The organism is Halomonas sp. KM072, from assembly GCF_050710315.1.
Lineage (GTDB): Bacteria > Pseudomonadota > Gammaproteobacteria > Pseudomonadales > Halomonadaceae > Vreelandella > Vreelandella hamiltonii.
On the sequence record NZ_CP136132.1, the window covers coordinates 1333291 to 1353071 of the forward strand.

Consider the following 19781-nt stretch of genomic DNA (forward strand, 5'->3'; position numbering starts at 1 on the left):
GAACAGGAAACTAACGATGCGGCAGCGTAGACGCAATGATGTATGGCACAGCAGCCTGGCAGGGTGCGTACTTTTGATGATGGGCTCCATGGCTCAAGCCAGCCCGTCGGATATGCCGACCTCGGCAGAGGGCACGCCTTTTGCCAGCGAACGAGACGCCGTCATTTGGCGTCAGGATGAGCTTAAGGATCTGGAGCGGCTACTGCGTCAGCTGCGTTTTGACCTGGTCAATAATCGTGATGCTCGTGGGGCCGAACCTCGCCTGGAGGAGCTGCAGCAGAAAGCCACGCAAGCGCACTTCTTGCCTGCCTTCATTGAGGGTACCCATGGGCGTGGCTCCGATGCACGGCCTGAAATATGGCAGGAGTGGGAAGACTTCTCGGCGGGTTTCGTTGACCTGGAAGAAAAAGTAGCCGACCTGGTGGAGGCCGCACAGCAGGAGGATTACCGTGCCGCTACGCGGGCCTTTTCGGACGTGAGTCTCAGCTGCCGGAGCTGCCACCGCGCTTATCGCTACAACTAGCGCGATGGCCTATGCTCAATCGCCCGACTGAACGCGGTCGATGCGGTAGAGGGTCTCGACCTGTTCGAGCCCACTGATGGTGCAATCGAGGTCCTTCACTCGGCCATCGTCCAGGCCATATACCCAACCATGCACCGAGATCTCTTGGCCACGCTGCCAGGCGCGCTGGAGGATCTTGGTGCGACACAGGCTGTTCACTTGCGCCTGTACGTTGAGTTCACACATTCGATCGATTTGCGCGTCGAGAGGCAGAGCTTCAAGCGTTTGGCGGTGCTGGTTGTACTGCTCACGCACCGAGTGCAGCCAGTAGTCCACGACGCCGCACTCGCCTCCGGTGACGGCGGCCTTGATGCCCCCGCAGCCGTAGTGGCCAACGATCATGATATGACTGACCTTGAGGACGTCGACGGCATACTGCACCACCGACAGGGCGTTCATGTCGGTATGGTGCAAAAGATTCGCGACGTTGCGGTGAACGAACACTTCGCCAGGCGGCAACGCGATGATCTGATTGGCCGGTACGCGGCTATCGGAGCAGCCAATCCACAAGTAGTCTGGCTTTTGTTGGCTCGAGAGGCGCTTGAAATAATCAGGGTCTTCCTGACACATCCGCTCGGCCCAGGCGCGGTTGTTTTCCAGCAGCGTGGCAATTTTATCGGACAATTGAGTCTCCCAGGAGCACGAGTTCCATCGTAGAAGCAGCATGCCGATGCTGCCGAGGGCGTACAGAGTAACGAGTTTTATGCGTCTCGTCAGTTCCAGATCAATCGGGGGTTGCCTATCAAGTGCGGCAGCTTCAAGCAAGGAGTAGAAGCAACCATGTCAGAAACGATGTCAGACACCGGGTCAGCCAAAACGGCGCATGATTACGATTTACTGGTGATTGGGGCGGGATCGGGGGGGGTGCGTGCCGCGCGCATGGCCGCCGCGACGGGCGCTCGGGTAGCGGTAGCTGAGGATCGTTACCTGGGTGGCACCTGCGTCAACGTGGGCTGTGTGCCCAAGAAGCTTTACTCCTACGCTGCGCATTTTCACGATAGCTTTGACGATGCGGCAGGTTTTGGCTGGCAAATGAGTGCGCCACCGACCTTTGACTGGGCCACCTTGCGCGACAACAAGACCAGCGAAATCAAGCGTCTCAATGGCATTTACCAGCGTATGCTGGAAGGTGCGGGCGTCACGCTGCTCAATGGCCGTGCACGGTTGGCAGGGCCGCACCAGGTTGTGTTGACCCAAGAGGGTCAGGAAACCACTTACAGTGCCGAGAAGATCCTGCTGGCGACGGGCGGTTGGCCATGGGTGCCCGAGTTTCCGGGCAGCGAACTGGCGCTCACCTCCAATCAGGTGTTTGATCTCGAACGCTTCCCTGAGCGTTTCCTGGTGCTGGGGGGCGGCTATATCGCGGTGGAGTTTGCCAGCATCTTCAATGGGCTGGGGAGCGACACCCACCTCATTTATCGCGGTGAGATGTTCCTGAAAGGGTTCGATCAGGAAGTCCGGGAGTTCACCCGCGCGGAAATGGCCAAGAAAGGCGTCAATCTTCATTTTGGTGTCAACATCGCTCGTATCGATGCGCTGGAGTGTGGCGCGCTCCGAGTGGAGCTGACCAACAGAGACGTATTGGAAGTCGATGCCGTGCTGGCAGCGACGGGTCGAAAGTCCAATACGGCAGGACTGGGACTCGAGGCGCTGCAGATCGAGCTTGATGCAGACGGCAAAGTACCGGTAGACGCTCGATTCCAGACCCGTGTGCCCTCCGTTCTAGCGCTGGGAGATTTGACCGCGGGCCCAGAACTGACGCCTGTCGCGCTGGCAGAAGCCATGCAGCTGGTCGACATCCACTTCCATCAGCGGCCCCCGCGGCCACTGGATTACCACACGATACCGACCGCTGTTTTCTGTCATCCCAATATCGGCACGGTAGGGCTCTCCGAAGAAGCCGCCAGAGAGCAGTTCGACGGCATTCGAGTCTATCGCACCGATTTCAAGCCCATGAAGCACACGCTTTCGGGGAGCGATGAGCGTGTGTTGATGAAGTTGATCGTCGACGATGCGACTGACGTCGTGGTGGGGGCTCATATGGTAGGTGAAGAGGCGGGGGAGCTGATCCAGGGTGTTGCCATTGCCGTGCGCGCAGGGCTGACCAAGGAAGACTTCGATCGTACCGTGGGCATTCACCCCACGGCGGCAGAAGAGTTCGTCACGCTAAGGACTCCCTCACGCTACTGAGCGTCGGCTTAGCCAGGGGCATTAGTGTCAAAAAAAGAGGCGAGCGGAAGCTTGCCTCTTTTTTTGTCTCGCGCATACGCGTGGGTGTTCTAGACTCAGTGAATCGTGATCGTGCAGGCCAGTCCTGTGAGCGGCAGGGCCACTTTGATAATCCTGGATTATGGAAAACCTTCGGATAAATAATATGATTTTTGAATTGCTCATAATCAGCTGTTATAATGAAGCTCAAATTCGCTACAGCGAAGCATAACCATGAGTACGCCTATCAAGCCTTTTACACCCTCAGCAGAACTCGCCAGACCCACCGTGGCCGATGCCGTCGTGGGCCATGCCGAAGCGCCGCTGTTCATTCGCAAGCCCAATGCCGATGACGGTTGGGGCATCTATGAGCTGGTCAAGGCGTGCCCGCCGCTGGATGTCAATTCCGCATATGCCTATCTTTTGCTGGCGACCCAGTTTCGAGATACCTGTGCGGTGGCCACCAACGAAGAGGGTGAGATCGTCGGCTTCGTCTCAGGTTATGTGAAAGACAATGCCCCTGATACCTACTTCCTGTGGCAAGTCGCCGTAGGCGAGAAAGCGCGTGGTACAGGGCTTGCACGGCGGCTGGTAGAGGCGATCATGTCGCGTCCTGAACTGGATGACGTGCATCACCTCGAAACCACCATCACCCCTGACAATCAGGCATCCTGGGGGCTCTTTCGCCGCTTGGCTGCCCGCTGGCAGGCCCCGTTGAACAGCCGTGAATACTTTTCGACCGAGCAGCTCGGTGGAGAGCACGATCCGGAAAACCTGGTAAGAATCGGCCCGTTTCAAACTGGCAGTCTCTGACAGCTTTCAAGGTTAACGGTTTTCCCGCTTGTGTTGCCCCGGCTGCCACTTTTTGCCGATCAGGCCAACCAGACCCGACTGATAAGGAGGTCGCTTATGCAGACCCAGACGCTCGAACGCATGGAATCCAATGTTCGTACCTATTCACGTTCTTTTCCTGTCGTCTTCAAAAAGGCCCAGAACGCACGCCTGACCGATGAGAATGGACGTGAGTACATCGATTTTCTTGCCGGTGCCGGAACGCTCAACTACGGTCATAACAACCCGCACTTGAAGCAGGCAATGATTGACTATCTGGCTACGGATGGTGTCGTACATGGCCTGGACATGTGGACCAGCGCCAAGCGTGACTACCTCGAAACGCTGGAAAATGTGATCCTCAAGCCACGGGGTCTGGACTACAAGGTGCATCTGCCTGGGCCTACCGGCACCAACGCAGTGGAAGCGGCCATTCGCCTGGCCCGTGTTGCTAAAGGTCGCCATAACATTGTGACCTTCACCAACGGCTTCCACGGTGTCACCATGGGCGCACTGGCCACCACCGGTAATCGCAAGTTCCGCGAAGCCACCGGCGGTATTCCCACTCAGGGCGCCAGCTTCCTGCCGTTCGATGGCTACATGGGCGAGCACGCCAATACGCTGGACTACTTCGAGAAGCTGCTCAACGACAAGTCGGGTGGGCTCGATGTTCCGGCCGGCGTCATCGTCGAGACCGTGCAGGGGGAGGGCGGTATCAACGTGGCGGGCCTGGAGTGGCTCAAGCGCCTGGAACAGATTTGCCGTGCCCACGACATACTGCTCATCGTGGACGACATTCAGGCAGGTTGTGGCCGTACCGGCAAATTCTTCAGCTTCGAGCATGCAGGCATCACGCCAGACATCGTGACCAACTCCAAGTCGCTGTCAGGTTTTGGCTTGCCGTTCGCCCACGTATTGATGCGCCCGGAGCTCGACAAGTGGAAGCCAGGCCAATACAACGGTACGTTCCGTGGTTTCAATCTCGCCATGGTGACTGCCACGGCGGCGCTGAAAAAATACTGGTCCAACGATGCGTTCGAACGCGACGTTCAGCGTAAAGCGCGTATCGTCGAAGAACGTTTCAAGGCCCTGGCAGCGCTGCTCAGCGAGAACGGCATGCCTGCTACAGAGCGCGGTCGTGGCCTGATGCGTGGTATCGATGTGGTCTCGGGTGAGATTGCCGACAAGATCACCAGCACGGCTTTCGAGGAGGGTCTGATCATCGAAACCAGTGGCCAGGATGGCGAAGTGGTCAAATGTCTGTGCCCGCTGACTATTCCGGATGCCGACCTGCTCGAAGCGCTGGATATTCTGGAAGCGTCGGTCAAGAAAGTCATCAACGCTTAATGGAACGGCAGCCGCCTTGACTGCCACGTTATGGAGTACGCCCATGATCGTTCGTAATATCGAAGAAGCTCGCAAGACCGACCGTCTCGTCACGGCCGAAAACGGCAACTGGGATAGCACGCGCCTGGTATTGGCCAATGACGGCGGCAATTTCTCGTTCCATATCACGCGCATCTTTGAAGGGACCGAGACTCATATTCACTACAAGCACCACTACGAATCCGTCTACTGCATCGAAGGCGAAGGCGAGGTGGAAACCCTGGCAGATGGCAAGATCTGGCCCATCAAGCCAGGTGACATCTACATCCTCGACCAGCACGATGAGCACTTGCTGCGTGCCCACAAGACCATGCACTTGGCCTGTGTGTTCACGCCGCCGATTACCGGCAACGAAGTGCACCGTGAAGATGGATCCTACGCACCCGCTGACGACTGATCGTCGGACGTAGGTGTTTGCGGCCTGGCCTGGTGCCAGGCCGCTTTGCGTCAGTCGTCGGTTGGCGCCACTTGCAGTTCTGCCTATGAGCGTTCATCCACGTCTTTTCAGACACATAAGTTCGCATAATATATATTATGTTAAATAGGGTGCCACAAACACCTTGCGAGCCCATGAAAAGCCACCGTGACGTTGGACAAGCAGATACCCTTCTCCTTATCATTCGTGCTCTTATTGTTTAAGGATATCCCTCGTTATGCGCTCAGGTGTTCTATGGCTAATGGCCGGTTTGTCGATGTCGCTTGCAGGCTGCGCAGTGACACAGCCCGAATCGAATGAGCCCCCGCCACTAAGCGAGGCGTCGTTCAACACGCGTATCCTTGAACTCGAATCCAACTTGCAGCAACAGTGTCAGGCTTCTTCGGCGCTCAACGAACAGCAGCTTGCCCAGCAGCGCATGCTGACCGCCGACGTGCGCGAAGTGGGAAGCCTCCTGCGTCTGCTGCGTGACGATGTCGCCAATCTCGAAGCACGTGGTGAGGAGCCCGTGATCATTCGTGAAGAGTGTCCGACAGAGGCCATCGAAGACGGCAAGACGCTGCTTGGGCGCAGCGAATGGGTCGGCTTTCCCGGCATCGGTACGTACCTCAAGGCCCGAGTGGATTCTGGCGCGAATACTTCCTCGCTGTCCGCCTCGGACATCACGCGCTTTGAGCGTGACGGTGAAAACTGGGTGCGCTTCAAGCTGGCACTCAATGAAGACGATGTGGTCGTAGATCGCGTTCGGGACGAGTGGATCGAGGCGCCCATCCAGCGTCGTGTCAGAATCGTGCAAGCTTCTGGGGAAGAGTCGCGTCCGGTGATCTCGCTGCTGATGACTCTGGGGCCGATCCGCGAGAACGTCGAGTTCACCCTGAACGACCGTACCCATCTGGATTTTCCGGTGCTGCTGGGTCGCCGCTTCATGATGGACATTGCCACCATCGACGTGGCAGAAACCTACCTTCATGAACGCCCTGAGTTTCCAGGCGGTGAACCTTCTGAGCAGGCGGCTGATGATGAAGCGGTCGATCAAGACGATACCGAAGAGTAATATCACTCCCCTGCCGCTTTACGCTGAAAGGAATCATCATGTCCCGGTTACCATTTTATTTTATCGTTGGGTTGCTGCTGTTGGCGGGTATTGCCACCAGTGTGCATAGGCATCTGCAGTTCGAAATACCCTGGTTTCCGGGTGAACAGCGGCAGGTATGGGAAATCGAAGCCGTCATCAATTTCAATGCGCAGAACGGGCCGGTGCAGGTAGACTTCGCGCTGCCTTCTCATCAGGCGGGTTACCGCGTATTGACTGAAAATACTGCGTCTTCCGGCTATGGATTGGCGTACCAGGCCGATGAGATGGGTCGTCAGGCGCAGTGGACCATTCGTGACGCGGCCGGTAGTCAGCAGCTTTACTACTCCGTGCAGATGCTGGTATCCCCCGACGCTCGCTCTCCCATTCAAACGCCACCAGGGATCCCCAGCATTACCCCTTGGGAAAGCCCCTATGACACGGCCGCCAGCCAGCTCATCGAGCGTGCCTGGGCGCGTAGCGCCAACAACGCGACCTTTGCCCGCGAGCTCATCCTCGACATCACTGGCGAACGCCAAGGGGAAAATGCCCGTCTATTGCTGACCCAGATGCAGCCCTCTGCGCTGATCGTGCGCCTGCTCAACCAGGCGGGCGTTCAGGCCCGTGAAGTGAGTGGCCTGCTGCTCGAGGATGGACGGCGTCGCCAGAACCTGAGTAGCTGGATCCAGGTATTCGACCAGACCGCCGAAGAGTGGGCGTTGTTCAATCCTGCCACCGGCGAGCGCGGTCGCCCTGAGAACCTGCTGCTCTGGGAAACCGGCGGGCGTGCCGTGCTCGAAGTACAGGGCGGTACCAACTCGCGAGTATCGTTCTCCATGCTGACCCACAATCAGCCCGCATCAGCGGCGGTTCGCAACCACTACTCCGATGATACGCTGCTCAACTTCTCGATCCACAGCCTGCCCCTGGAAGAACAAGCGCTGTTCCAGACGATTCTGCTGATCCCGATTGGCGCGCTGGTGGTGGTCTTCTTGCGCGTGCTGGTGGGTGTGAAAACGTCGGGCACCTTCATGCCCGTGCTGATTGCCCTGGCCTTTATCCAGACCACCCTGCTAACTGGCCTGATCGGTTTCCTGCTGATCGTCAGCGTTGGTCTGATCATCCGCAACTACCTTTCCTACCTCAACCTGCTGCTGGTGGCGAGGGTGTCGGCGGTGATCATCACGGTCATCGCGATCATCTCCATCTTTACGGTACTCGCCTACCGCATGGGCCTGAGTGCGGGCCTGACGGTGACCTTCTTCCCGATGATCATTCTTGCCTGGACCATCGAACGCATGTCGATCCTCTGGGAAGAGGAAGGCCCCAAGCAAGTACTGATCCAGGGCGGCGGCAGCCTGCTCACGGCGGTGCTGGCTTACCTGGCCATGAACAACCCTTGGGTGCGCCACATCACCTTCAACTTCCTTGGCGTACAGCTGATCCTGATGGCGTTCATTCTGCTGCTGGGCAACTACACCGGCTATCGCCTGCTGGAACTGCGTCGCTTCAAACCCATCACCGATGACGAGAAGCCCTCATGAGTTGGTTCGAAAACTGGACCTGGCCGACCAGGCTGAGGGATAAAGGCATCATTGGCATGAATCGGCGCAATATTCGTTATATCGGCCGATATAACGCGCGCCATCTTTATCCGCTGGTGGATGACAAGCTCAAGACCAAGCTGCTGGCCGAGCAGTACGGCATTACCACGCCCAAACTGATCGGTACCGTGACCACGCAATTCGGCGTCAAGCACATGAGCGAGATGCTGGTAGGTCACCATGGTTTCGTCATCAAGCCCGCCAAAGGCAGCGGCGGCAAGGGAATACTGGTGATCGAGCGGGTCGAGGATGGCCTGTTCTTCAAGCCCAGCGGTGCTTCCTTGACCATGGAAGATATCGAGCGACATGTCTCGAACCTGCTCTCGGGGCTCTATTCGTTGGGGGGCTCCCCTGACGTCGCGGTCATCGAAACGCTGATCAACTTCGACGAGAGCCTGCTGGAGTATACCTACGAAGGCGTGCCGGACATTCGCGTCATCGTGTTCAAGGGGTATCCGGTCATGGCCATGATGCGCCTGTCCACGGCGGCCTCGGATGGCAAGGCCAACCTCCACCAGGGAGCAGTGGGTGTAGGGCTGAACATCGCCACGGGAGCCGCGCTGCGCGGTGTGCAATTCGACCGCCCCTGCTTCAGCCACCCGGACACCGGGCATGATCTGGCCAGCCTGGTGGTACCTCAGTGGGAAACGCTGCTGCACCTCGCAGCGGGCTGCTATGAAATGACCGGGCTTGGGTACCTCGGCACCGATATGGTGCTGGATCGGGAGCATGGCCCCATGCTTCTGGAGCTGAACGCGCGCCCTGGCCTGGCCATCCAGATGACCAATGGCGAAGGCCTGCGCCGCCGCCTGGACTTGATCGAACGGCAGCCAGATAACGTTCCCGTTGCCAAGCGGGTTGCGTTTGCCCAGCATCACTTTGCGCGACGAAGCGAGCTGTTGGAAACGCCTGACACCTCTTCGGCAAGCGCGTAGACTAGGCCCATGATGTTCAACGAGCTGTCCAATGACTGAAGCCAACACGTTACTGCAACAAGCCGAGTCTCAGTGCCACACTCGCGGCGTACGCTTTACCCCTATCCGCCGCCGGGTGCTGGAGCTGATCGCCGAAAATGGTGGCGGCCTGAAAGCCTACGACCTGCTGGATCAGCTCTCCACGGAGCATGCCGCCGCACGGCCACCGACGGTGTATCGGGCGCTGGAGTTCCTGATCGACCAGGGCCTGGTGCATCGTATCGAGTCGCAGAACGCTTACGTTGCCTGCGCCTGCCCGGAGCACGTCCACGGCTTTCAGCTGTTGATTTGCCGTCAGTGTGGCTATGTGGAAGAGCTTCATCTGGACGAAATCAGCGACCAGCTGGCTGCGCTGGCCAAGCGCCAGGGCTTTCATGTAGAGCGCCAGACCATCGAGCTTCAGGGCTTGTGCCAGGCGTGCCGACCTGCGAGTAACGCGTGATGTCCACAGTCAACCAGTACGACGGCGATCTGTTCAAGTCGCTGGAGTCCGCCTCCCCTTCAGACACGCTGCCCGATGTGGCGACCATCCTGGCATCGGTGCGCTTTAACTCGGATGGCCTGCTGCCTGCCATAGCACAGCAGCACGACAGCGGCGAAGTGCTCATGATGGCCTGGATGAACCGGGAAGCGCTGGAAGAAACGCTCACTACCCAACGAGTATGCTACTACTCTCGCTCCCGTCAGGCGCTCTGGCGCAAGGGTGAGACGTCCGGCCAGCAGCAGCATCTGAAAAGCGCTGCGCTGGATTGCGATGGCGATACGCTGCTGCTGCAGGTAGACCAGACGGGGCCCGCGTGTCATACCGGCAGGCGCAGCTGTTTTTACGTGGCGGTGGATGCCCACAAGGCTGCCATCACCAGCGAGCCCTTGATCGACCCCGCCACGCTGTATGGCAAAAAAAGCCCTTGAAGGCACCCTCTTGAAAGCGCTGAAGGTGGTAAAGAACGCGTTGATCAAGGGAGTGTCACTATTGATGGTCGGTCTGGTTCGGCTTTATCAATATACGATCAGCCCGCTCTTGGGCCCCCGCTGTCGCTACTGGCCCAGCTGCTCGTCCTATGCCATCGAAGCCATCCAGGTGCATGGCCCTTTCAAAGGGGGCTGGATGGCGCTCAAGCGCATCCTGCGCTGCCACCCCGGCAGCGCGGGGGGCATGGACCCGGTGCCGGGCGGCCGCAGCGAGCAGCTTTGCAAGGAATATGATGGCTGCTGCTCAGGCCCCTCCTCCAAACCTTCAGAGCATTAGCAAATTGCTTATCTAATGCTGCTTAGCCACCTGATAGATGCGCTCCAGCATGGCATGCAGGCCGTTGCTCCGGGTGGGTGACAGGTGCTTGTTCAATCCCAGATCTGCCAGAAAATGCGGCTCCGTCTGCTGGATTTCCTCTGCCGTGCGCTCGCTGTAAATGCGCAGCAGCACCGCGATAAGCCCAGAGACGATGGCGGCGTCGGACTTGGCTTTGAAGATCAAGCGGCCACTCTGCTCTTCATGGCACATCCACACGTTTGACTGGCAGCCTTGAATCTTGAATTCGTCGGTGATTTTGTCAGCGGGAAACGCCGGGAGCTGCTTCCCCATATCGATGATGTACTGGTAGCGATCCATCCAGTTATCGAACATTTCAAACTCTTCGACCAGCTCTTGTTGGGCGAGCTCGGCACCGGAAGTGGTCATGGTGGTTCCTTTTCAGGGTAAGTGTGTTGAAGGCCAACATTATAACGGTTCAAGGCTGTTCTGGGGGTGCTGTTTTCAAGCGATGCCGCTGCTGCTGCTCATGCCACTCATGGGCTTCGGTGTGCAGGTAGCGGCTGGTGGTATCCAGTCTTGAGTGGCGGGCGTTTTCTGCCAGGTAGCGCAGGCTGACACCCGCCTGGGCTTGATGGGTAATCGAAGTGTGGCGTAGCCAGTGGGGCGTAGCCATGCGTAGCGCATCGATATACTCCCTCTTGCCCCCTTCTGCTTCAAGGGCCATAGCCGCATCACCGAAGGCCTCCTTGATCAAACGATAGAGCTGGTTGTCGCTGATGCCGCGCTGCTTGTCCAGCGCGCGGATCAGCGGGCCATGTTCGCTAACACCGTGCAGGCCCACTAAGCCCAGCGCCTGGCGCCACTGTTGCAGGCATGCCTGCATGTCCTCGGGCAGCGGTATGCGCGCTTGCTTGCCGCCCTTGCCAATCACATGCCACCACCAGCGCCCTTCACTGACCCGAAAATCGTCCATGGTGGCGTTGGCCATCTCATGGATACGCGGCGCCAGTAGGTAGGCAAAGCCGAAAATGAAGCGATGCCGCGCATGTTCATAGCGGCCGCGTGCATCCTCGGGCATGGGCCGTGTATTCAGCCACGCCCATAGCCAGTCCCACAGCGGTCGCTCCAGATAGCGTTCGATACGTTGGGTCTGATTATTGAGGCGGCGCGATTTGTCGCGCATCAGCACGAATGGGTTGTGGCCTACCCACCCTGCTTCCACGAGCCAGCCAAACAGCCCTTGCAGGATGACGAGGGTCTGGCGTCGGCTTGCCGGTGACAGCCCGCCGCGAAACGGCCGCCACGCCGGGTGGTGGCGTGGTTTGGAAGGTCCTACCCACATCTCCCTGGGCTGCGGGTTTTCCAGAAATGCCTCGTAGTCCCGCATCGTTTCACGGTTCACCTCCCTTAGCCCGCGCCCCTGACTGGCCAGCCAGAGCAACAGCCGCTCCGCTTCACGACGATAGCTCTTCAGGGTTTGCGGGCTGTCCTGGTACTCCGCCAGCCAATGCGCAACGGCCTGATGGTCGCTATCGGCCGACACATGGAGCGTTGCTGAATCGGTGGTTGTTAGCCTGCTTCCGATATCGGGAAACACGTCGCCACTGCCCTTCCGCTCGGCCATATCCAGCCCGTTGGCGAAGGTCACAAGGTGCGTTGAGTCGTAGAGCGGCAAAGGTGGCTGGGTCATGGTGGTAACTCGCGCTATCAGAGCGCTCAGCATCGCCTTTTTGATACATAAATTCAAGATAATATGGGTAATCTTGAATTTATGGCCTTTAAAATAAATAATATTACATTTTATGTAATACGTAATAATTGAGTTGAGTCTGTTTTTACACGACAATGGCGCACAGCAAATATCCATCCTGAACATTTCAGGCGCGGCTCACTTCAAGGATTCAAACAGGCATGGCTCGGAACGGCATTCAGTACAGTGATGTACAGCAGGCAATCGATACGCTGCTGTCTCGTGGCGACACTCCAAGCGTGCAGCGCATACGCGATGTACTGGGAACTGGCAGCTTCACCACCATCAGCGAACATTTCCGCACCTGGCGGGCGGCGCGTGAGCAGAATCGTGACGTGCCCCCACCCAAGGGCGTCCCGGAAGTGGTGGCCAATGTGGCGAGTGAACTATGGAGTGAAGCGCAGGAGCTGGCCAACGAGGCACTGTCGCACTATCGCGAAGATGCCAACAGGCAAGTAGAAAGCGCTCAGCAGGAAGCCGCCGAAGCACGCCAGCAGGCCGCCAATGCCGAACAGCGAGAAAGCGCCTTGGCCGAGCACCTTCGCCACACCGAGCAGCGCCTGGAACAGCTGCATCGTGAACTGGCAGAGTATCAGGCCCGCGAGCGGCATTGGCAGCAGCAGGCTCAGCAGGCCACAGAGCATGCCGAGCAGCACCTGGCTGACCTGCAAGGCGCCCAGCGCGCCCTGAAGGCTGCCGAGGAGGACTTTACTATGCAACTGGAGGCTAGGCAGCAGGCATGGGAGGAGCGCCTCGCACAGGAGGAGCAGCGCAACGAAGCCGCCGAGGCGCGTTTGATGGCGTTGCTGGATACCCTGCGTCAGGAGCGTGCCAACGAAGAGAAAGCGCTGCAGAAACGCCTGCAGCAGTGGGAAAAGCGTAGCGAGATGCTGGAGCAGGAGCTGCGCAATAAAAACGAGACGGTCAGCCGTTTGCAGGTGGACAACGGCAAGCTCGAGCAGCAGCTGCAAACGCATCAGGGGCACCGGGAAACACTGGAGGTGGCACTGGAAACCGCTCAGCGCAATCTTGATCAGGCAAGGCAAGCGTTAGCGGCGGAGCAGCAGCAGTCGACAGCGCGTGAAGAGTGGCAGCAGCAGCTATGGCAGCGGATGGAAGCCATGCAGGCACAGCTGGCAGCACTGCCGGAGGCCGTGACCTTTAAGTCACAGGAATAAGCCTTACGGCTGGCCCGATGCGAGAGACGTAACAAGAGAAATCTTACAAGAGAAACCCAATGCAAAACGCCACCTCCAAGGAGGTGGCGCTCGCCAGCGGTTAGGTCATCCCTTGTCGGGAGCACCGCTCTCTTCAGGCACCTCCCAGCTACCCTCTTCTGTCCAAGGGTCGTTTTCCGGGAACTCCTCGATATTGATTTCCGGCTCATCGTAATCCGGCTGGTAGCGCAGGTCATAATGCGCTGCCCTGACCATCGATACCATGAGCAGTACGGCAATGACCAGCAGCGGCAGACCGCTGACGATACTGGCAGTTTGCAGCGTGTGCAGGCCGCCCAGAAATAGCAAGGACATGGGTAACAACGACAGCGTAAAGGCCCAGAACAGTCGGTGCCAGCGGGCGGGCTCCTTGTCCAGCTTCTTTTCGGCGGCAGACGACAGGATGTAGGCAATCGAGTCGAAGGTCGTGGCAGTGAATATGGACAGCAGCACCACGACCAGCAGCTTGACCAGCCAGGCAAACGGAAGCTCTCCCAATACAGCAAAGAAGGCAGCGTTGGCGGATTGTTCATTCATGACCTGGATGACATCCAATGCGCCTGAAAGCTGCAGATAGAGGCCGTAGTTGCCCAGAATCATGAAAAATAGCGCACAGCCCATGGAGCCGAAAAAGATCGACCCGGCCACCATGGTCTTGATGCGCCGGCCTTTCGAAATCCGCGCGATGAACAAGCCCACCGTAGGAGCGAATACCAGCCACCAGGCCCAATAGAAAATGGTCCACGACTGATGAAAGCCGGTTGCTTCGAAGCCGCTCAAACTGCCGAAAGGTTCGGTCCAGGTAGCCATGCGAACGATATTGCTGAGCATCAGGCCGATCGAGTTCAGGCCGGTATCGAGGATGAACACCGTGGGCCCCATGATCAGGATGAAGAGTAGCAGCCCCAACCCCAGCCACATATTGATGTCCGACAGAACCTCGATGCCACCCTTCAAGCCGCGCCAGGCGCTGACGGCAAACAGGGCTGTCGTGCCCAACAGAACCAGCACCTGGCTCAGCGCGTTGGGCGTGAAGCCCAGCAGCTCGCCCACCCCTTCATTGACCAGCGGCACCAGAATGCCCAGCGACGTGGCACCGCCACCCAGCATGCCGAAGATGAACAGCACGTCGATGATGTTGCCCAGCCAGCTTCTGGCCAGCTTTTCACCCAGCACTGGGCGAATGGCTTCGCTGATTCTCAAGACCTTATGCTTGCGTACGTGCAGGAAGTACGCCATGGGTAGCGCAGGCACCAGGTAGATCGACCAGGCGATAGGCCCCCAGTGAAACATGCCGTAGGTGGCTGCCCAGGCCGTCGCCTCTTCCGAGAAAGGCTCGAGATGAAATGGCGGTGCTTGCAGGTAGTACATCCACTCCACCATCCCCCAGAACACTACCGAGCCACCGATACCTGCGGCAAAGAGCATTGCACCCCAGGAAAACAGCGAGAATTCGGGTTCGGTATCCACATCCCCCAGCTTGATCTGGCCAATGTCGCTGAACACGATGTAAAACATGAAGCCCAGAGAAGCCAGTCCCATGGCCAGGTAGAGCATACCGAAGTTGGTGGTGACGAAGCCTTGCGCCGCCATGACCCATACGCGTCCCATGTCTGGAAACAGCACCAGAGGGATCGTGACGGCCAGCAGCAGGCCCAGTGAACCAAAGAAGATGGGTTTATGAATGTTGGAAAAAGCGGATGACGTTTTGATGATCGATGCTCCCTGTTGTCGTTTCTCCTCTACAACAGTTATACACCCTGGGTCTGTTTCTCGCTATTTGCTGGCTAATATTTTTTAAACCGTACCGCTATCTTGCCGTTGCAAGGTCATGAACAAGAGAGCCCGACAGTGGTCTGCCGGGCTCTAACCGCTTGCTACATACATTCAGACAAACAAATCAGCCTGGATTCAGCCCCTTTTCATGGGGCGACGCTATTTTTCAGCGGTAGTAGGCGTTGCTGGTATCGGTGTGGTCGGTGACGTCACGAATACCCGCCAGCTCGGGGATGCGCTCCAGCAGCGTTTTTTCGACGCCATCCTTGAGGGTCAGGTCGACCGCGGCACAGCCCTGGCAACCGCCACCAAAGGCCAGAATGGCCATTTTGTCTTCGGTCAGCTCGACCAGCTTGATCTCACCGCCGTGGGCCGCCAGCCCGGGATTGATCTCGCTGTACAGGATATAGTTGATGCGATCTTCCAGCGGGCTGTCCGCATTGACCTTGGGCATCTTGGCGTTGGGTGCCTTGATGGTCAGCTGCCCACCCATACGGTCGGCATTGAAGTCCACCACGGCCTCTTCAAGAAACGCCAGGCTGTTCTTGTCGAGAAACACGTTGATCTTGTCAAGCTCGAGCTTGACGTCGGTGGGCTCTTCTTCACCCGGGCGGCAGTATGCCAGGCAGGTTTCTGCATAAGGCGTGCCCGGTTGGGTAATGAAAATACGCACGGCAATGCCTTCGACGTTCTGCTTTTCCAGCAGCTCGGCGAGGTAGCCCTGTGCGCTATCAGTGATGTCAATGCCCGGCGCTTCGATAGTCGTGGTCATAAGGGATGTTATCCTCCCGTGGTAGTGGCGTTGCCACTTCACATGTCATTTGTGCCTATGGTAAGCAAAACCACGTTGCGACACAATCCCGACCGTTTTAGTCGGCTATTGGGCGAGCGGCATGGCTTACTTGCTGCCCTTGCGAGCACCCTTTGGTATGATAAGCGCCGCTCACCCATGACGACGACAACAAGAATATCCTTTTCGACCGAGACGCTGGAGAACTTCCCCTGCCATGGCCGCTAGTGATTTGACTGCATCCCTTACCCAACGCCTGACCCAACGCATCCTGATTCTGGATGGCGGCATGGGTACCATGCTGCAGAATGCCCAGCTCAGTGAAGAGGATTTTCGTGGCGAGCGTTTTCACGACTGGCCTTCAGATCTCAAGGGCAACAACGACCTGCTGGCCCTGACCTGCCCCGACGTGGTGGCCCGCATCCACCGCGACTACCTGCTGGCAGGCGCCGATATTCTCGAAACCAACACCTTCAACAGCACACGACTTTCCCAGGCCGACTATGGCATGGAAGACTTGGTGCCCGAGCTGAACAGGGAGTCTGCCCGGCTGGCCAGAGAGGTGTGTGATGCCGTGGCCGCGGAAACCGACATCCCCCGCTACGTGGCAGGCGTGCTGGGGCCTACCTCGCGTACCGCATCGCTGTCGCCGGACGTCAACGACCCCGCCAAGCGCAACGTGACCTTCGACGAGCTGCGTGAGAATTATTACGAAGCCGCCAACGCGCTGATCGAGGGTGGTGCCGATCTGATCATGATCGAGACCATTTTCGACACGCTCAATGCCAAGGCCGCCATTTACGCCCTTGAAGAGCTTTACGAAGATCTGGGCCGTCGTTTGCCGATCATGATTTCGGGGACCATCACCGATGCGTCCGGGCGCACCCTGTCAGGGCAGACCACCGAAGCCTTCTGGAACTCCATTCGTCATGCCCAGCCCCTCTCGGTGGGCCTCAACTGTGCGCTGGGGGCCGAAGAGCTGCGCCCTTACCTGGAAGAGCTGGCCACCAAGGCCGATACCTTCGTGTCGGCACACCCCAATGCGGGCTTGCCGAACGAGTTCGGCGAGTACGACCAGACGCCAGAAGAGATGGCGGCCATCGTGGGCGAGTTTGCCCAGAGCGGTCTGGTCAACATCATTGGCGGCTGCTGTGGCTCGACGCCGGAACATATCCGTGCCATTGCCGAGGCCGTTCACAGCATGGCGCCCCGTCAGGTGCCCGAGCGCCGTCGTGCCTGCCGCCTGGCGGGCCTGGAGCCTTACAACATCGAGGCCGACTCGCTGTTCGTCAACGTGGGTGAGCGTACCAACGTGACCGGCTCGGCCCGCTTCAAACGCCTGATCGTCGAAGAGGACTTCACCACGGCGCTGGAAGTGGCGCTGGAGCAGGTCGAGAGTGGCGCGCAAATCATCGACATCAACATGGACGAAGGCATGTTGGAGTCGCAGGAAGCCATGGTGCGCTTCCTCAACCTGATTGCCGGGGAGCCTGACATTGCCCGGGTGCCCATCATGATCGACTCCTCCAAGTGGGACATCATCGAGGCGGGCTTGAAGTGCGTGCAAGGCAAGGCGGTGGTCAACTCCATCTCGCTCAAAGAGGGTGAAGCGGCGTTCCGCGAACAGGCCACCAAATGTCGTCGTTTTGGTGCGGCGATCGTCGTGATGGCCTTCGACGAAGAGGGCCAGGCCGATACCTTCGCCCGCAAGGTGGAAATCTGTGAACGCGCCTACCGCCTGCTGGTGGACGAGATAGGCTTCCCGGCGGAAGACATCATCTTCGACCCGAACATCTTCGCCATCGCCACCGGCATCGAGGAGCACAACAACTACGCCGTCGATTTCATCGAGGCCACCCAGTGGATCCGTGAGCACCTGCCCCATGCGATGATTTCAGGTGGCGTCTCCAACGTGTCGTTCTCGTTCCGTGGCAACAACCCGGTGCGGGAAGCCATCCACTCGGTGTTCCTCTACCACGCGATTCGCGCCGGGCTCACCATGGGCATCGTCAACGCTGGCCAGCTGGCGGTTTATGATGACCTGCCCGCCGAACTGCGTGACGCCGTCGAAGACGTGGTGCTCAACCGCCGTGATGATGGCACCGAGCGGTTGCTGGACATTGCCGACAAGTACAAGGGAGATGGCAGCGGCGCAGCCAAGAAGGAAGATCTGGAGTGGCGCAGCTGGCCGGTCAACAAGCGCATCGAGCATGCGCTGGTCAAAGGCGTGACGGCGTTCATCGAGGAAGATACCGAAGAGGCCCGCGCCCAGGCTGAACGCCCCATCGAGGTCATCGAAGGACCGCTGATGGATGGCATGAACGTGGTCGGCGACCTGTTTGGCGCGGGCAAGATGTTCCTGCCCCAGGTGGTCAAGTCGGCCCGCGTCATGAAGCAGGCGGTGGCCTATCTGATCCCGTTCATCGAAGCGGAGAAAAGCGCCGAGACCCAGGCCAAGGGCAAGATCGTGATGGCCACGGTCAAGGGCGATGTCCACGATATCGGCAAGAACATCGTCGGCGTGGTGCTGCAGTGTAACAACTACGAAGTGATCGACCTGGGCGTCATGGTGCCCACCGAGAAAATTCTCCAGGCCGCCATTGACCACAATGCCGATATCATCGGCCTATCGGGTCTGATCACGCCTTCGCTGGATGAAATGGTCCATGTGGCCAAAGAGATGCAGCGACGCGGCATGAACCTGCCGCTGCTGATCGGCGGTGCGACGACCTCCAAGGCGCATACCGCCGTCAAGATAGAGCCCCAGTACGACCACCCGGTCATCTACGTCACCGACGCCTCCCGCGCCGTGGGCGTGGCCGGCAAGCTGCTGGCGCCCAACCTCAAGGCGGCCTACGTCGCCGAGATTCGTGAAGAGTACGAAAAGGTCCGCGAGCGCAACGCCAAGCGTCGTCCCAAAGCCGCCGACCTGGACTACACCCAGGCTCGCAAGCGGCGCTTCCGCACCGACTGGGCTACGCATACCCCTGTGGCCCCCCGGCAGCCGGGTTTGATGACCTTCGACGATTACAACCTGAACGAGCTGGTGGAGCGCATCGACTGGACGCCCTTCTTCATGAGCTGGCAACTGGCCGGCAAATACCCGAAGATTCTCGACGACGAGATCGTGGGTGAAGCGGCGCGCAGCTTGTTTGCCGATGCGCAGGTGATGCTGCGCAAGCTGATCGATGAAAAACGCGTGCAGGCGCGGGGTGTGATTGGCCTGTGGCCTGCCAACAGCGTGGACGACGATGTCATCGAAGTCTATGCCGACGAATCCCGCACCCAGGTCGTCGAGCGTCTGCATCATATACGTCAACAGACCACCAAAGGCCGTGACGGCATCTGTTACAGCCTGGCTGATTTCATCGCCCCCAAGGAGAGCGGCAAGGCTGACTGGATCGGGGGCTTTGCGGTCACCACGGGCCATGGTGTGGATGAGCTTTCCAAAGCCTATGAAGCGGCGGGAGATGACTACAATGCCATCCTGGTGCAGGCCCTGACCGATCGTTTGGCGGAGGCCTTTGCCGAGCGTATCCATGAGCGGGTACGCAAGGAGTTCTGGGGCTACGTGCCGGAAGAGACGCTGGACAACGAGGCCTTGATCGCCGAGAAGTACCAAGGCATCCGCCCTGCCCCCGGCTATCCTGCCTGCCCTGATCACACCGAAAAAGCCACGCTGTTCCGGCTGTTGGAAGCCGAAAAGAATACCGGGCTCGTGCTGACCGAGAATTTTGCCATGTGGCCAGCGGCGGCGGTGTCCGGCTGGTACTTTGCCCATCCGCAGTCGAAGTACTTCTCCACCGGCAAGATTACCCGTGACCAGGTCGATGCGCTGGCGCAGCGCAAACAGATGTCGCTGGAAGAAATGGAGCGCTGGTTGGCGCCCGTGCTCTCCTACGATCCGAGCTGATGTCGCCGGT

The 19781-nt window shown here is 58.7% G+C and carries 18 protein-coding genes; 13 read left to right on the forward strand and 5 right to left on the reverse strand.

What is annotated here, in order from left to right:
• Nucleotides 1–16 precede the first annotated feature (16 nt).
• Nucleotides 17–523, forward strand: a complete 507-nt coding sequence (locus RVM26_RS06255) for a c-type cytochrome (RefSeq protein WP_144982794.1) — start codon at nucleotides 17–19, stop codon at nucleotides 521–523.
• A 15-nt stretch (nucleotides 524–538) separates the two neighbouring features.
• On the opposite strand, the gene can is transcribed toward RVM26_RS06255, so the two are convergent.
• Nucleotides 539–1186: a carbonate dehydratase gene (gene can / locus RVM26_RS06260; protein WP_287805334.1), complete on the reverse strand. Its 648-nt coding sequence runs from the start codon at nucleotides 1184–1186 to the stop codon at nucleotides 539–541.
• 156 nt (nucleotides 1187–1342) lie between these two features.
• On the opposite strand from can, the gene gorA reads away from it, so the two are divergent.
• From gorA to yidD, 10 genes are all read left to right on the forward strand, one after another.
• The gene (gene gorA / locus RVM26_RS06265) at nucleotides 1343–2752 is read left to right on the forward strand and encodes a glutathione-disulfide reductase (RefSeq protein WP_287805331.1); all 1410 of its coding nucleotides are present in this window, start codon (nucleotides 1343–1345) and stop codon (nucleotides 2750–2752) included.
• A 252-nt stretch (nucleotides 2753–3004) separates the two neighbouring features.
• The gene (ectA, locus tag RVM26_RS06270; protein WP_039177953.1) at nucleotides 3005–3583 is read left to right on the forward strand and encodes a diaminobutyrate acetyltransferase; all 579 of its coding nucleotides are present in this window, start codon (nucleotides 3005–3007) and stop codon (nucleotides 3581–3583) included.
• Between the two features lie 96 nt (nucleotides 3584–3679).
• The gene (gene ectB / locus RVM26_RS06275) at nucleotides 3680–4948 is read left to right on the forward strand and encodes an aspartate aminotransferase family protein (protein WP_498941422.1); all 1269 of its coding nucleotides are present in this window, start codon (nucleotides 3680–3682) and stop codon (nucleotides 4946–4948) included.
• A 43-nt stretch (nucleotides 4949–4991) separates the two neighbouring features.
• Nucleotides 4992–5384, forward strand: coding sequence for an ectoine synthase (locus tag RVM26_RS06280; RefSeq protein ID WP_016913836.1), 393 nt, complete (start codon nucleotides 4992–4994; stop codon nucleotides 5382–5384).
• Nucleotides 5385–5640: 256 nt separating this feature from the next.
• Nucleotides 5641–6477: an ATP-dependent zinc protease family protein gene (locus RVM26_RS06285; RefSeq protein ID WP_498941423.1), complete on the forward strand. Its 837-nt coding sequence runs from the start codon at nucleotides 5641–5643 to the stop codon at nucleotides 6475–6477.
• Between the two features lie 38 nt (nucleotides 6478–6515).
• Nucleotides 6516–8039, forward strand: a complete 1524-nt coding sequence (locus tag RVM26_RS06290) for an inactive transglutaminase family protein (protein ID WP_039177946.1) — start codon at nucleotides 6516–6518, stop codon at nucleotides 8037–8039.
• On the forward strand, nucleotides 8036–9034 hold the full coding sequence (locus tag RVM26_RS06295; RefSeq protein WP_498941424.1) for an ATP-grasp domain-containing protein: 999 nt from the start codon (nucleotides 8036–8038) through the stop codon (nucleotides 9032–9034). Before RVM26_RS06290 ends, RVM26_RS06295 begins: the two co-directional genes overlap by 4 nt.
• A gap of 31 nt (nucleotides 9035–9065) precedes the next feature.
• Nucleotides 9066–9515 (forward strand): transcriptional repressor, encoded by a 450-nt coding sequence (locus tag RVM26_RS06300; RefSeq protein WP_039177943.1) that lies wholly within the window; start codon nucleotides 9066–9068, stop codon nucleotides 9513–9515.
• Nucleotides 9515–9985, forward strand: a complete 471-nt coding sequence (hisI, locus tag RVM26_RS06305; RefSeq protein ID WP_016913841.1) for a phosphoribosyl-AMP cyclohydrolase — start codon at nucleotides 9515–9517, stop codon at nucleotides 9983–9985. The genes RVM26_RS06300 and hisI overlap by 1 nt, the downstream gene beginning before the upstream one ends.
• A gap of 64 nt (nucleotides 9986–10049) precedes the next feature.
• Complete coding sequence (gene yidD, locus RVM26_RS06310) at nucleotides 10050–10322, forward strand: membrane protein insertion efficiency factor YidD (protein WP_498941714.1); 273 nt, start codon at nucleotides 10050–10052, stop codon at nucleotides 10320–10322.
• A gap of 12 nt (nucleotides 10323–10334) precedes the next feature.
• On the opposite strand, the gene RVM26_RS06315 is transcribed toward yidD, so the two are convergent.
• Nucleotides 10335–10751, reverse strand: a complete 417-nt coding sequence (locus tag RVM26_RS06315; RefSeq protein WP_498941425.1) for a SufE family protein — start codon at nucleotides 10749–10751, stop codon at nucleotides 10335–10337.
• 49 nt (nucleotides 10752–10800) lie between these two features.
• A complete protein-coding gene (locus tag RVM26_RS06320; RefSeq protein WP_498941426.1) occupies nucleotides 10801–12015 on the reverse strand; it encodes a tyrosine-type recombinase/integrase in 1215 nt (404 codons plus the stop codon).
• Between the two features lie 221 nt (nucleotides 12016–12236).
• Here RVM26_RS06320 and RVM26_RS06325 point away from each other — a divergent pair, with 221 nt between their 5' ends.
• Entirely contained in the window at nucleotides 12237–13253 is a 1017-nt protein-coding gene (locus RVM26_RS06325) for a DNA-binding protein (protein WP_498941427.1), read from the forward strand.
• A gap of 105 nt (nucleotides 13254–13358) precedes the next feature.
• On the opposite strand, the gene RVM26_RS06330 is transcribed toward RVM26_RS06325, so the two are convergent.
• On the reverse strand, nucleotides 13359–15047 hold the full coding sequence (locus RVM26_RS06330; RefSeq protein WP_498941715.1) for a BCCT family transporter: 1689 nt from the start codon (nucleotides 15045–15047) through the stop codon (nucleotides 13359–13361).
• Between the two features lie 187 nt (nucleotides 15048–15234).
• A complete protein-coding gene (nfuA, locus tag RVM26_RS06335; RefSeq protein WP_016913846.1) occupies nucleotides 15235–15840 on the reverse strand; it encodes a Fe-S biogenesis protein NfuA in 606 nt (201 codons plus the stop codon).
• A 235-nt stretch (nucleotides 15841–16075) separates the two neighbouring features.
• On the opposite strand from nfuA, the gene metH reads away from it, so the two are divergent.
• A complete protein-coding gene (gene metH, locus RVM26_RS06340; RefSeq protein WP_498941428.1) occupies nucleotides 16076–19771 on the forward strand; it encodes a methionine synthase in 3696 nt (1231 codons plus the stop codon).
• The last annotated feature ends 10 nt before the right edge of the window (nucleotides 19772–19781 follow it).